This is a genomic window from Mucilaginibacter aquatilis, from assembly GCF_009755275.1.
Classification (GTDB): Bacteria; Bacteroidota; Bacteroidia; order Sphingobacteriales; family Sphingobacteriaceae; genus Mucilaginibacter; species Mucilaginibacter aquatilis.
Genome location: NZ_WQLA01000001.1, coordinates 670,632 through 684,273, shown reverse-complemented (window position 1 = coordinate 684,273; position 13,642 = coordinate 670,632). Strand labels below are relative to the sequence as shown.

The following is a 13,642-nucleotide window of genomic DNA, read 5'->3' as shown; positions in this document are numbered from 1 at the left end:
TTTGTAAAAGCGTTTTTAGATGATGTGTATATGACATTAAAGCATCCCTTTACAAACAATTTAAGCCAAAATGTTATATTGCTACACAAGTTAATTGCATTTTGACTACCTATACTACATTAATTGTTCTTTGTTCACTGGTTATTTTTTCATACCTGTTTGATTTAATTGCTGGTAAAACCAAAATACCGTCAGTACTGCTGCTGCTGTTTTTAGGTGTAGCCTTACATCAGTTGGTTGATTACTTTAGCATAAAGCTTTTTGATTTAACTACTATTTTGCCCACGCTCGGAACGCTGGGTTTAATATTAATAGTTTTTGAGGGGGCACTGGAATTAAAGTACTCGCCCTCAAAAAATCAGGTAATTAAAAAATCGTTCATGTCGGCATTTTTTGTGCTGTTATTTACCACGTTCAGTATATCAGGGCTAATTTATGTGCTTACCCGGGCCGATTATTACCGCTGCTTTATAAATGCCATACCTTTTTGTGTTATCAGTTCGGCCATTGCCATACCGTCGGCTTCAAACATCAGTAAGCACAAAAAGGAATTCATAATTTACGAATCCTCATTTTCAGATATTTTAACGGTGGTGCTGTTTAACTTCATGCTTAGTAACAGCGTTATTAGCATAGGTTCGTTTGCCAAACTGGGCGTTGAGCTGGTTGCCATACTTATATTGGCGCAGGTGGCTTGTTTGCTGTTGCTGTATTTAATTGGCCGTATAACGCACCATGTTAAGTTCTTCTTAATTATTGCGTTGCTAATTTTGGTTTATGCCATAGGACAGTCGTTTCATTTGTCGTCCCTCATTATTGTGCTTGCACTGGGGCTGTTCTTCAATAATGCCGATCAGATAAATCTGCCCTGGTTTCGCAAACATTTCATTTACCACGGACTAAGTCTTGATCTTAAGCAGTTGCTGCAACTTTCGGCCGAGAGCGCCTTTATCATGCGTACGTTTTTCTTTATCATTTTCGGGTTCAGTATGGATGTGTATCAACTGCAAAAATCAACCGTTCTGTTTATTGGGGCACTTATACTGTTCACAATTTACTTTATACGCTTTGTTTATATTAAGCTGGCATTAAAAACCGACTTAATGCCCGAACTGGTTATTGTTCCGCGCGGACTGATTAGCGTGTTGTTATACTATAATTTGCCGCCGCAATTACGTTTACCTGGCGTTGAAACAAGTTTGCTGTTTGTAGTAATACTTGGCACCAGTATTATTATGAGTTTAGGATTGTTTTTTTACAACCGCAGGGTTAGTGGTAGGGAGTTTGAAAATGTTTAAGGCAAAGTAATGATTGGGTGTTGTTGAAAATTAATTTATAATAAGTTTTTTGATATCATTTAACGATACGGATTGCATTCTTTCTATTAATATTGTTGTAGACACCTTACCATCAGTGTCAATACATACATAGCTGGGGAAACCCGATTTTCCGAATAAGCTCAGTAATTCATTGGTTAAAGGTTGGTCAATGAAAATATGAGTGCCGGACTGTTTTAACTCTGTTATTTTATTTTTCCATTTCTCGATACTCGAGCCGGAACTTGTACACAGATAGACGAACTCAACTGGAAGATTTGCAGCTTCATTATGTAGTTTTGAACTGTAAGGTAAGTCGGCTATGCAAGGTCCGCACCATGTGGCCCACATATCAATAATCATTGCTTTGCCTTTAAATTTATTGTGGAGTTTTGCCAAAAATTGGGTTGCTTTTGTTTTGCTTACACTTGAAAGCTTGGCACCAAACGTGTACTGTGCAACAGGTTGGCCAACTACTAAATCACCTGCTATTACATCCCCTGAATTTAACGCCGCTTTCACTTCATCTAATTTTCTTAGAGCGTTATAGTGCTGTTTTCGTAAAACTTCTTTTACCCAATGAGTGTGTACAGTGCTTGTCAATTCACCAAATTCCTGCTCATTCGCTATTACACCCCTGTTACCGGCTTTTAGCTTTAGCATATCAGCATAATAAATTCCTAATATCTTATCTATCGCTTCATTCTGCGTTTGGGCTTTATAATTGGCGTAATTAAAGAGGTTATAATTAAACATACTTGCACTGTTTGATATCATAAGCGCTTTATGATTTTTTATCTGCTTCCACACAGGTAACTCCTTTTTGGTGATTTGCATATACTTTAGCAAACTTGAGTAGTAATCACAAAGCCTGTCGTTTTCGGATAAGGTGCTTAAAGGTGATGGATTTTTAGTAATGTACTCACTGTAAATGCTTTTCAATAAATTGTGCAGTGAATCTAACTTTACAATATAATCAGGTTGGTGCATTTGAAGTTTATAGAGCTCATCGTAAATTGCAGACTGTTGTTTTCTTTTATATAGCCTTAAATCATTTCGCCACAGATTGAATTCGCCATCTCTACCTTTATATTTTACACCTTTTCCATTAAATTCAACACTGTGCTTTTTAAGCTGAGCCAGGTCAAGTTCCAAATTAGTGCCTTTATTTACATAAACACCGCTGTAAAAGTAGTCTCCTAAATTAATCCACAGTTCCTGGTACGGAAAGGGATATTCTAAATTGAATTTAAAGCTTCCATCTTTATTAATGCTGGCAATACCATTGGTTTGTACTGATAGGAATGGGTTTACCAGGCTATAAGTGATTTTTAATTCGGCTAAATCTTTTTTGGAGGCATTTATAATTTTCCCTGAAACAATCGGCTTAGGTGTCTTGAAAAATTGAGCATTAAATTCTGCATCAGCAATAGATATTGGTGCATTTTGAGAATAAGCTGTTAAAATGTGTAGAGATAGTAAAATAGTGATAATGGGACGCATAGGTTTAAGTGAGTGCTTAATGTATTGCACGTTAGTACAATTGTAAGTCATCGAAACGAAAAATGTCATTGGATGATATTCTCCGAATCTGTATTTAACACAATTTAACAAGGGGGGCAATTGTTACTATATAACATAGTATGACTCATAATTCTTATAATACAAATCATTCATTCCTTCCGCTTACTCCCCTCACACATTAACAAAAAACTTATCTTCGCCTTTATGGCAACAAACCAGGCTAAACAACGCATTACCCAGCTTACTGCTGAACTTAAGCAACACAATTACAACTACTATGTGCTGGCTCAGCCCACCATATCTGACCAAGATTTTGATTTTAAATTGAAAGAACTGGCCGCCTTAGAAGAGCAGTATCCTGATTTAGCCGATTCGGAATCGCCAACGCAAAAAGTTGGCGGCGAGGTAACCAAAGAATTTAAAACAGTTCGTCACCGCTGGCCCATGCTATCATTAGGTAACACTTACAGCGAGCAGGAGCTGCTGGACTTTGACCAGCGCGTGCGCAAAGCCATTGGCGATAATTTTGAATACGTAGTTGAATTGAAGTTTGACGGCCTGAGCATGAGCATTACTTATGAGGACGGCAAACTAGCCCGCGCCGTAACCCGTGGTAACGGAGTTGAAGGCGATGAGGTAACCACCAATGTGCGCACCATACACACCATACCTAAAAAACTACATGCCGATAGCGGCTACCCCGATTTATTTGAAATACGCGGCGAGGTGTTTATGCACCGTAAGGCTTTTGAGCGTTTAAATGACGACCGTATTGAAAAAGGGGAGGTGGCTTACGCTAACCCCCGTAATTTCGCATCAGGTACCATGAAGCTGCAGGATTCGGCCGAGGTGGCACGGCGCCCGCTAGACTGCTTTTTGTATGCCCTGCATATGGAAAAATCACCGTTTAAAACTCATTGGGAGAGTTTGCAAGCTATTAAAAGCTGGGGCTTCCACGTGAGTGAAGATAGCAGGCTTTGCACTGATATTAAGCAGGTGCTGGAGTTTATAAATTATTGGGATACTGAGCGCTTTAACTTAAGTTTTGATATTGATGGAATTGTTATTAAAGTAAATAACTATGGCCAGCAGGAAGAACTTGGCTTTACGGCTAAGGTGCCGCGTTGGGCCATATCCTATAAGTTTAAAGCCGAACGTGTAGAAACCGAGTTATTGAGCGTTGATTATAACGTTGGCCGTACCGGCGCGGTTACCCCTGTGGCTAACTTAAAACCTGTACTGCTGGCAGGTACAACTGTAAAGCGTGCTACATTGCACAACGCTAATGAAATTATCCGTTTGGATTTGCATGAAGGTGATACCGTATTTGTTGAAAAAGGAGGTGAAATTATCCCCAAAATTATCAGCGTAAACCCCGATAAGCGCAAGCCTGATGTTGTAAAAGTAGAATACCGCAGTACTTGTCCGGCTTGCGGTACGCCTTTAGAGCGCAAAGAGGGTGAAGCTGCCTATTATTGCCCTAATGATGAAGGCTGCCCGCCGCAAATTGTCAGTAAAATGCAGCATTTTGTAGGGCGTAAGGCTATGGATATTGATGGGTTGGGCGATGAAACAATTGAAACACTTTATCAGCGTGGATTGCTTAACCATATCAGTGATATATATGAGTTGCATACACATGCTGATGAATTAAAAATAATGGACCGCTTTGGTGAAAAATCAATTACTAATATGCTGGCCGGCATCGAAAAATCAAAGGAAAAGCCTTTTGAAAAAGTGTTATTCGGCTTGGGCATACGTTACGTGGGTGAAACCGTAGCACGGAAGTTGGTGGCTCACTTTAAAACATTAGATAGGCTGCAGTCGGCATCATTAGAAGAGCTTACCGCCGTTGAAGAAATTGGCGAACGCATAGCCCAAAGCTTGGTGGAGTACATGAGCGGGCCTGTACATTTAGCTGAGCTTCAAAAGTTGCAAATCCAGGGTCTGCAATTTGAATCAGCCCAAAAAGAAGTTGTGTTGCAAAGTGATAAGCTGGCGGGCAAAACCTTTATCATATCGGGTGTATTTGAAAAATACTCACGCGAGGAGCTTAAGGAACTTATAGAGCAAAACGGCGGTAAAATACTGAGCAGTATATCGGCTAAGTTAAACTACCTTGTAGCAGGTGACAATATGGGGCCGTCAAAACTGGAGAAAGCTAATAAGCTGAATGTGCCCATCATAACCGATGCAGAGTTGCTGGAAATGTTATAACTCAAAAATCCTATATTTGACCGTTTATAGAGTATAATGAAGATTTCGTATAACTGGCTTAAAGAGTTTATTTCAACTGATAAGTCGCCCGAAGATATATCACAAATACTTACCGGCGTAGGGCTGGAGGTAGAAAGCCTGGAAAAGGTGCAGGCCATTCCCGGTGGTTTGGAAGGTTTGGTAATTGGCTATGTAAAAGACGCTCAACAGCATCCTAATGCCGATCGTTTGCGCATAACCAAAGTTGACGTTGGTGCCGAAAATGATTTGCAAATTGTTTGTGGTGCACCCAATGTTGCTGCCGGTCAAAAAGTGGTTGTGGCTGTGGTTGGTTCAACCGTACACCCAACTACGGGCGAGCCTTTCAAAATAAAAGAATCAAAAATTCGTGGTGAACTATCGCAAGGTATGATTTGCGCGGAGGATGAAATAGGTTTAGGCCATGATCATGATGGTATCATGATTTTGGATGCTGATGCACCTATTGGAGCTTTGGCAAAAGATTTCTTTAAGCTTAATGACGATTATTTATTTGAAATAGGCCTTACACCAAACCGTGCCGATGCTGCTTCTCACCTGGGCACAGCCCGCGACATTGCCGCGTTTTTGCGTATTGGTATAACCAAGCCCGATGTTTCGGCGTTTAAGGTTCAAAATAATGATTTAAACATACCTGTAACCATTGAGGCTCAAGCAGTATGCCCGCGGTATGCCAGTTTAACCATATCAGGTGTAAAGGTGCAGGAATCACCGCAGTGGTTAAAGGAGCGTTTAGCAGTTATTGGCGTACGCGCAATTAATAACATTGTAGACGTTACCAATTACGTGTTGCATGAATTAGGCCAGCCCTTGCATGCGTTTGATGCTAACGCCATTACCGGTGGTAAAGTATTGGTTAAAACGTACGCCGAAGGTACGTCATTTGTAACGCTTGATGATGCTGAGCGCAAACTATCGGCAGATGATTTGATGATAGGCAACGCCCAGGAACCAATGTGTATTGCGGGGGTATTTGGTGGTGCTAAATCGGGCGTAACAGAGGGTACAACGGCTGTTTTCCTTGAGAGCGCTTATTTCAACCCGGTTTCGGTACGTAAAACATCAAAACGGCATGGTTTAAAAACCGATGCCTCCTTCCGTTTTGAGCGTGGCGTTGATCCTGATATTACCGTGTTTGCGCTTAAACGTGCTGCCTTGTTAATTCAGGAGGTTGCCGGTGGTGTAATCTCATCAGAAATATCTGACATTTACCCAGCACCTGTTGAGCCGTTTAGCGTTGAGGTTACTTACAAAAATATTGACAGGCTTATTGGTAAAGTAATAGGTAACGATACCATAAAGGCAATTATACAAGCTTTAGATATTGTTATAACTAACGAAACTGCCGAAGGCTTATCCTTGCAAGTTCCCCCTTACCGTGTTGATGTAACCCGCGAAGTTGACGTCATTGAAGACATCTTACGTATTTACGGTTATAACAATATTGAAATTCCTACGCAGATACGTGCATCGCTGAACACCAGTAACCGTCCAGAGCGCGATACTGTACAAAATGCGCTGTCAGATTTGCTGTCGGCTAATGGATTTAACGAGATGCTGGCAAATTCATTAACCAGTTCATCATACGCACAAAGTTTGGATAATGCGGTAAAATTGCTTAATCCGCTGAGCAGCGATTTGGATATTATGCGTCAAACGCTGTTGTATTCAGGTTTGGAGGCAATTGCTTATAATCAAAACCGTCGTCAGGCCGATTTAAAGCTCTACGAATTTGGTAAAACCTACTTTTTTGAGGATGGTAAATACGTTGAAACGCAACGTATGTCGGTTTTCCTGTCGGGTGGTAACCAGCAGGAGCAGTGGAACCAAAAAGCCAATGCTGTTTCTTTTTACAACCTTAAAGCCATTGTTGATGGTTTACTGAGCCGGTTAAATATTACCGATTACACCACCGACGAAATACATGATCACGAATTTGCTTACGGTTTGCAATACAACTTCCGTGGTGGCAAGACGCTGGTGAAATTTGGCTCGGTGTTACCTGGTGCTTTGAAGAAGGCCGGGGTAGAAAAAGAGGTATTTTATGCCGACTTTAATTTTGATACGTTGCTGAGCATTGTTCGCAAGAACAAAATTGTGAACAAAGAAATTTCTAAGTTCCCGGCCGTACGTCGCGATTTGTCTATGCTGGTTGATACCGCAGTTACATTTGGTCAGTTAAAGCAAATAGCGCACAAAACCGAGCGCAAGTTGCTTACTGAGGTTAGTGTATTTGATGTGTATCAGGGAGATAAGCTTCCGGCAGGTAAGAAATCTTATGCGCTTAGCTTTGTTATACAAGACGAAGAAAAAACGCTTACCGACAAGGCTATTGATGCGATAATGCAAAAGCTTATTTACAACTTTGGCAAAGAGGCAGGAGCAGAAATAAGAAAGTAATTTCAAACGTTTGGTATGAAGCTAAGCCCGTTTCAAAATTAAATTTTAAATGAGGATATTACACAAATTTGAAATTATATTGCGTGGCAAAGCGTTAGTCCGAAATAAAAAAATCCCAAACAGAATATTCGAAATCTGAAATCAAAAAGATGCCATCAGTAACCGATCAGCTGAGTATAGTAGTAGAGAAAACGGAGCGGCTTATAGCGCTTTGTGGTGCGTTGCAGGAAGAAAACGACTTGCTGAAGCTGGAAAACCAGTCGCTGAGCACAGCTTTAGATGTAAGTAAAAGTAAGAATAAAGAGCTTGAAGAGAAGCTTCGTGTATTGAAGCTGGCTAAGTCATTTTCAGAAACAAATGAAAAAAGCCTTGACATCAAGCAAAAAATTAACGAATTTGTGCGGGAAATTGATAAGTGTATCGTGTTGCTTAAAAAGTAACATTGTAAAGTGAACAAGCTCAAATGGGAGAAATCTCAATAAAAATAAACATTGCTGATCGCGTATATCCGTTGAAAGTTGATACGGAAGAAGAGGAATTGATACGCCGGGCTGCCAAATTGGTTAACGACCGCATAAAGGAGTATCAGGAAAACTATGCGGTAAAAGATAAGCAGGATTTGCTTTCAATGAGTGTATTGCATTATGCAACCGCATCATTAAAAGCAGAGCGTAAAGTTACGGTTGAAGATACAACTGTGGCCGAAAAGGCTTACCAGTTAGACCATATGCTGACGGAGTTTTTTAAAAAGCAATAAACGTTCTTATAAATAGAGCAAGATAAATTTAACGCAGTTAAGTTTTAAGTTTCACTGACAGGCACAGGCTTTTTGCTGGTTGGTTATCGGTAGGTAGTAGTTTTTACCTTACTGCCCCATCAGGCATAAAGCAATGTGGGATGGCACTTAAAATTTAGTTGCGTTTTTTTTAACATATATATACATCACACAAACACCAAAATGGACCTTTTATCCACCATTATAGGCCTTCTCGTAGGTGCCATCATTGGCACTTTGATAGGCCGGTTCCTGCTCCGGAAGCTATTTAAGGAACAGGAAGTAGCAGCTCAGAATAAGGTTAAGAAAATTCTGAAAGACGCTGAGAACAACGCTGAAATTCTTAAAAAGAATAAATTGCTTGAGGCCAAAGAAAAGTTCTTGCAGCTTAAGGCCGAACACGAGCAAGAGGTAAACGCTAAAAATAATAACATCAATCAGCGCGAAAATTCTATCAAGCAAAAAGAGCAGTCACTCAATCAAAAGCTTGAAAACGTAAACCGCAAGGATAACGAACTGGAAAACCAGCGTAAGAACCTGGAAAAGCAGAACGAAATACTGCACAAAAAGCAGGAAGAAGTTGAGCACTTAAAACAACAGCATGTTCAGCAACTGGAAACTATTGCAGGACTAACTGCTGAAGAAGCCAAAAATCAATTGGTTGATACCTTACGAGAGGAAGCACGTACCAAAGCTATGATGCAAATAAAAGACATTGTAGATGAGGCTAAACTTACAGCAACCAAAGAAGCTAAAAAGGTAGTTATTCAAACCATTCAGCGTACCGCAACTGAGAGTGCGATTGAAAATACGGTATCAATTTTCAATATTGAAAATGATGAAATCAAAGGCCGTATCATTGGTCGCGAAGGCCGTAACATACGTGCGTTAGAAGCAGCAACCGGTATTGAGATTATTGTTGATGATACCCCTGAGGCTATTATACTTTCGGGTTTTGACCCGGTTAGACGCGAAATTGCCCGTTTAGCAATGCACCGTTTGGTAACCGATGGTCGTATTCACCCTGCACGTATTGAAGAGGTAGTGGCCAAAACACGTAAGCAGATTGAGGAGGAGATTGTAGAGATTGGCGAGCGTACCGTTATTGATTTAGGTATTCACGGTTTACACCCTGAGCTTATACGCATGGTTGGCCGTATGCGTTACCGTTCATCTTACGGGCAAAACCTGTTACAGCACTCGCGCGAGGTTGCTAACTTCTGTGCTACCATGGCAGCCGAATTAGGCTTGAATGTTAAACTGGCTAAACGTGCCGGCTTACTGCATGATATTGGTAAAGTTCCTGATGATAACCCAGAATTGCCGCACGCAATATTGGGTATGCAACTGGCCGAAAAATATAAAGAACATCCTGAAGTATGTAACGCCATAGGTGCCCACCACGATGAAATTGAAATGACATCAATGATATCGCCTATTATTCAGGCTTGTGATGCTATTTCAGGTGCTCGTCCGGGTGCCCGCCGTGAAGTTGTTGAAAGCTACATAAAGCGCTTGAAAGAGCTGGAAGAACTGGCACTCTCATACCCGGGTGTTGAAAAAACATTTGCTATACAGGCTGGTCGTGAGCTGCGCGTAGTAGTAGAAAGCGAAAAGGTAACTGATGCGCAATCAGAAGTACTAGCCGCAGATATATCAAACCGTATACAAACTGAAATGACCTATCCTGGTCAAATTAAGGTTACCGTAATACGCGAAACGCGTTCGGTATCTTACGCTAAATAATTATTTGCAATAAAGCATAACCAAGCGACAGGATGATTCCTGTCGCTTTTTTTAATTAATACTATGCCTCCTAAAGCAGAACTAAGACCGGTTGACAAGCATTTCGATGAATACAGTTTGGTGCAGAAGCAATTCATGCTGCCTGTGCCTGTGCTATGTTTTGCCATAGTTTTAACCTTGTTTGGCCTTGTTACTTTTATATGGGCTTTGCCGTTTCCTTATATCAGCTTTTTGGGGCGTTATAACGGATACATTAACTGGGCTTCCTTTTTAATAGCGTTCAGTATTTATTACCTGTTGCGTTTATCGCCGTTGGTATCATATGTTATGCTTTTTATGCTTTTTGCTTTCTCATACGGTATCATTCAGTTAGAAGGCTGGCAGAAAGCAGGAGGGCCTGAGTTGTGGCTGGTTGGATTAGTCGCCTTAATAGTTGGACTGGCCTTGCAGCTTTTAACATACCGTTCATTTAATTTTAACAGGCGTTTACGTTTGTTAATGTTAGCCCCTTTATGGTTAATTGTTTCCATCATCAAGAAATTGAATTTCAAGCATTAACAGTATTTTAAGATCATAAGTTACTGCCATTAATGACATTAACTTAATCTCAAAAAATTAACTATTGACTTAATTCTCTATTTATCAAGATTTTACAATGGTTCTTAATTTTAATTTAACAATTAGAAATTGTACAGTTAATTTGATGATAACAATGAGCTAATGTTGCGCTAATAATTTTGCTGCATCAAAAATATGCAAGTGAAAAAATTAGCTATTACCTTATTTAAACTAACAGTGTGTTTGTTACTTACAGCATCTTTTAGTTTAGCACATGCTCAAAGCACCGGTAAGCTTACCGGTAAAATAACCGATCAGAAAACAGGCGAAGCGCTGATTGGCGCATCAATTTTGGTTGAAGGCTCTACCCGTGGTGCGGCAACCAATGTTAACGGTGAGTATACTATAAACGATGTTCCTGCAGGAACACACAGCGTTTTAGTGCGTTACGTAGGTTATCAAAACAAGCAGATATCTGAAATACTTATTAAAGCCGCACAGCCAACTACTTTAAATATAGTGTTGACCGAAGCGGCAACCCAGCAGTTAGCTGCAGTAACGGTAAGAGCAACAGCCCGCCAGGAGTCTGCAAACTCGTTATATGCACAACAAAAAAATAGTGCCCGTGTAACCGACGGTATATCGGCTGAGGCTATACGCCGTTCACCTGACCGCAACACTGCCGATGTGTTGAAGCGTGTGAGTGGTGTTACCGTACAAGACAATAAGTTTGTGGTTGTACGTGGATTGAGCGACAGGTATAACAATGCCACCCTTGATGGCGCTCCACTGCCAAGCACCGAGCCTAACCGTAAGGCTTTCTCATTTGACATTGTACCATCAAACATGGTTGATAACCTTATTATCAACAAAACTGCAACTCCTGATCTTCCTGGTGATTTTGCTGGTGGTTCGGTACAGGTTACCACTAAAGATATTCCGGACCGTAATTATACTTCGGTGAGTGTGGGCGCAGGTTACAACACCGCATCAACTTTTAAAGATTTTAAGAGCGGACAGCGTAACACCAGCGATTACTTTGGTTTTGACAATGGTGACAAAAAGCTTCCGTCATCCTTCCCAAGTTCAGAAGCGTTGGTGAATAACTCCTTGTCAACGTCACAAAATACTGCAGCTATCAAAAGCTTACAGCAAGACTGGAACGTTTACAATAAAAAAGCTCTGCCTTCACAAAACTACCAACTAACCGTTGGTCGTGTGAAGGATTTCGAAAAAACCGGCAACAGATTTGGTGCAACAGTATCATTAAGCTACCGCAATACGCAAAACTATTATCAGGATTTATTTCGCGAGTTTTATGGTAACAAGTTTACCGACCAGGTTTATAAATTTTCAACTAACGTAGGTGCACTGGCAAACTTTGCATATACCTGGGGTAAAAATAAAATTACCCTTAAAAATACTTATAACCGCATTTATGATGATCAGTACCTTTCAAGAGCAGGTGTAAATGAAAACATCACCAGCCAGGTACGCTTCTCGGCTTTTGACCTTATACAAAAAGCCGTATTTAAATCAACACTTGAAGGTACACACTCTTTTGGCGAAAAAGGAAGCAAGTTAACTTGGTCTGCCAGCTACAGCAATACCTTAAATGATCAGCCTGACCAACGTAAGGCTAACTATGTGCGTGATATAAACGCTACAGGTAATGCTCCTTTCTTTGCTCAAAACACCACATTAGGTAAGGAGAATGCCCGCATGTTTACCTACATGAGCGAAAACGGTTATTCAGGTAACTTGAATTATTCAACACCTCTGAAAATGTTTAATAACTCGGCAACATTCAAAGCCGGTTTAAATTCATCATACCGCGATCGTGGCTTCACCGTACGCTTTATAGGTTTGTTACCTAATAACGTTGATGATTTAGAGCAAATAAGACAAAGACCACTAAACACACTTTACGGCCAAGATTTGATTGACCGTGGTGATGTTTACCGCTTGAGTGAAATTCCGGGTAGCTACCTTGATGAGTCATACAATGGCCACGCCATGACTAACGCAGGCTACGCCATGTTAGATAATAAACTCAGCGATAAGCTAAGAGTAGTGTGGGGTGTACGTGTTGAACACTTTGACTTAGATTTGCAAAACCTGCGTAAATCGGCGTTATCAAGAGCACAACTAAGCAACGTTGACGTATTGCCATCAGCAAACTTTACTTACAGCTTAACGCCTAAAGCTAACCTTCGTTTGGCATACTATCGTACGCTTGCACGTCCGGAATTCAGAGAGTTGGCGCCGTTTGGTTATTATGATTATGAGCAGGTAAGCTTTATAACAGGTAATCCTAACTTAAAGCGTACGCTCATTGATAACTTTGATTTGCGTTATGAATTTTTCCCTTCTGCCGGTCAAATTATCTCTGTTTCAGGTTTCTACAAAAACTTCCAGAATGCCATAGAAGCCTACAATTTTGATCAGGGCTCAAACAGGCAAATCGAGTATCGTAACTCACCAAAGGTAACCGTGTACGGTGCTGAGTTTGAGTTACGCCATTCACTGGGCTTTATATCAAACACTGATTTCCTTAAAAACACTACGCTGTACACCAACGTATCGTTGATAAAATCAAAAGCAACCAACCCCGACTTAGGTGTAAACCTTAATTATTCAGAAAGACCTTTGGTTGGCCAGGCACCTTATGTAGTTAACGCCGGCTTAATGCATACTTTCCTTGAAAATAAGGTAACGTTCAACGCTCTGTACAACGTTGTTGGCCGCAGGCTCAACGTAGTTGGTGGTCCTATATTCCCGGCAATTTGGGAAGCTCCGCGTAACGTTATTGATTTACAGTTAGGCATTAAAGTGCTTAAAAGCCGTGGTGAGCTTAAGCTGAATGCAAACGATATTCTTAATCAGCGCTCGCTGTTTTACTTTGATCGTGATGGTAACAAGAAATACGATCAGGCTGCCGACCAGACACTTAGCCGCTTTAAATACGGTAGCAATTACTCATTTGTATTCAGCTACAACTTTTAAGGGCTTAACAATAAGTAAACACTTTGCTCATAATAAGTTAAATACAACATAACATTAACGT

9 protein-coding genes are annotated in these 13,642 nt (G+C 40.6%); 8 read left to right on the top strand and 1 reads right to left on the bottom strand.

The genetic code is table 11. From position 1 onward, the window contains the following. Window positions 1-101: 101 nt before the first annotated feature. Window positions 102-1,298 carry a cation:proton antiporter domain-containing protein gene (locus tag GO816_RS03095; protein WP_157539877.1) on the top strand — a complete coding sequence of 399 codons (1,197 nt, stop codon included), beginning with the start codon at window positions 102-104 and terminating at the stop codon, window positions 1,296-1,298. 30 nt (window positions 1,299-1,328) lie between these two features. Here the strand turns inward: GO816_RS03095 and GO816_RS03090 are convergent, their stop codons facing one another. Next, the gene (locus GO816_RS03090) at window positions 1,329-2,888 is read right to left on the bottom strand and encodes a TlpA family protein disulfide reductase (RefSeq protein ID WP_157539876.1); all 1,560 of its coding nucleotides are present in this window, start codon (window positions 2,886-2,888) and stop codon (window positions 1,329-1,331) included. Between the two features lie 156 nt (window positions 2,889-3,044). Between GO816_RS03090 and ligA the strand changes: the two genes are divergently transcribed. From ligA to GO816_RS03055, 7 genes are all read left to right on the top strand, one after another. After that, complete coding sequence (gene ligA / locus GO816_RS03085; protein ID WP_157539875.1) at window positions 3,045-5,057, top strand: NAD-dependent DNA ligase LigA; 2,013 nt, start codon at window positions 3,045-3,047, stop codon at window positions 5,055-5,057. A gap of 36 nt (window positions 5,058-5,093) precedes the next feature. Next, window positions 5,094-7,496, top strand: coding sequence for a phenylalanine--tRNA ligase subunit beta (gene pheT, locus GO816_RS03080; RefSeq protein WP_157539874.1), 2,403 nt, complete (start codon window positions 5,094-5,096; stop codon window positions 7,494-7,496). 149 nt (window positions 7,497-7,645) lie between these two features. Then, window positions 7,646-7,936, top strand: coding sequence for a hypothetical protein (locus tag GO816_RS03075; RefSeq protein ID WP_157539873.1), 291 nt, complete (start codon window positions 7,646-7,648; stop codon window positions 7,934-7,936). 23 nt (window positions 7,937-7,959) lie between these two features. After that, complete coding sequence (locus GO816_RS03070) at window positions 7,960-8,253, top strand: cell division protein ZapA (RefSeq protein ID WP_157539872.1); 294 nt, start codon at window positions 7,960-7,962, stop codon at window positions 8,251-8,253. 201 nt (window positions 8,254-8,454) lie between these two features. Further along, the gene (gene rny / locus GO816_RS03065; RefSeq protein WP_157539871.1) at window positions 8,455-10,017 is read left to right on the top strand and encodes a ribonuclease Y; all 1,563 of its coding nucleotides are present in this window, start codon (window positions 8,455-8,457) and stop codon (window positions 10,015-10,017) included. A 63-nt stretch (window positions 10,018-10,080) separates the two neighbouring features. Then, complete coding sequence (locus GO816_RS03060) at window positions 10,081-10,575, top strand: hypothetical protein (protein ID WP_157539870.1); 495 nt, start codon at window positions 10,081-10,083, stop codon at window positions 10,573-10,575. A 195-nt stretch (window positions 10,576-10,770) separates the two neighbouring features. Then, on the top strand, window positions 10,771-13,581 hold the full coding sequence (locus tag GO816_RS03055) for a TonB-dependent receptor (RefSeq protein ID WP_157539869.1): 2,811 nt from the start codon (window positions 10,771-10,773) through the stop codon (window positions 13,579-13,581). The last annotated feature ends 61 nt before the right edge of the window (window positions 13,582-13,642 follow it).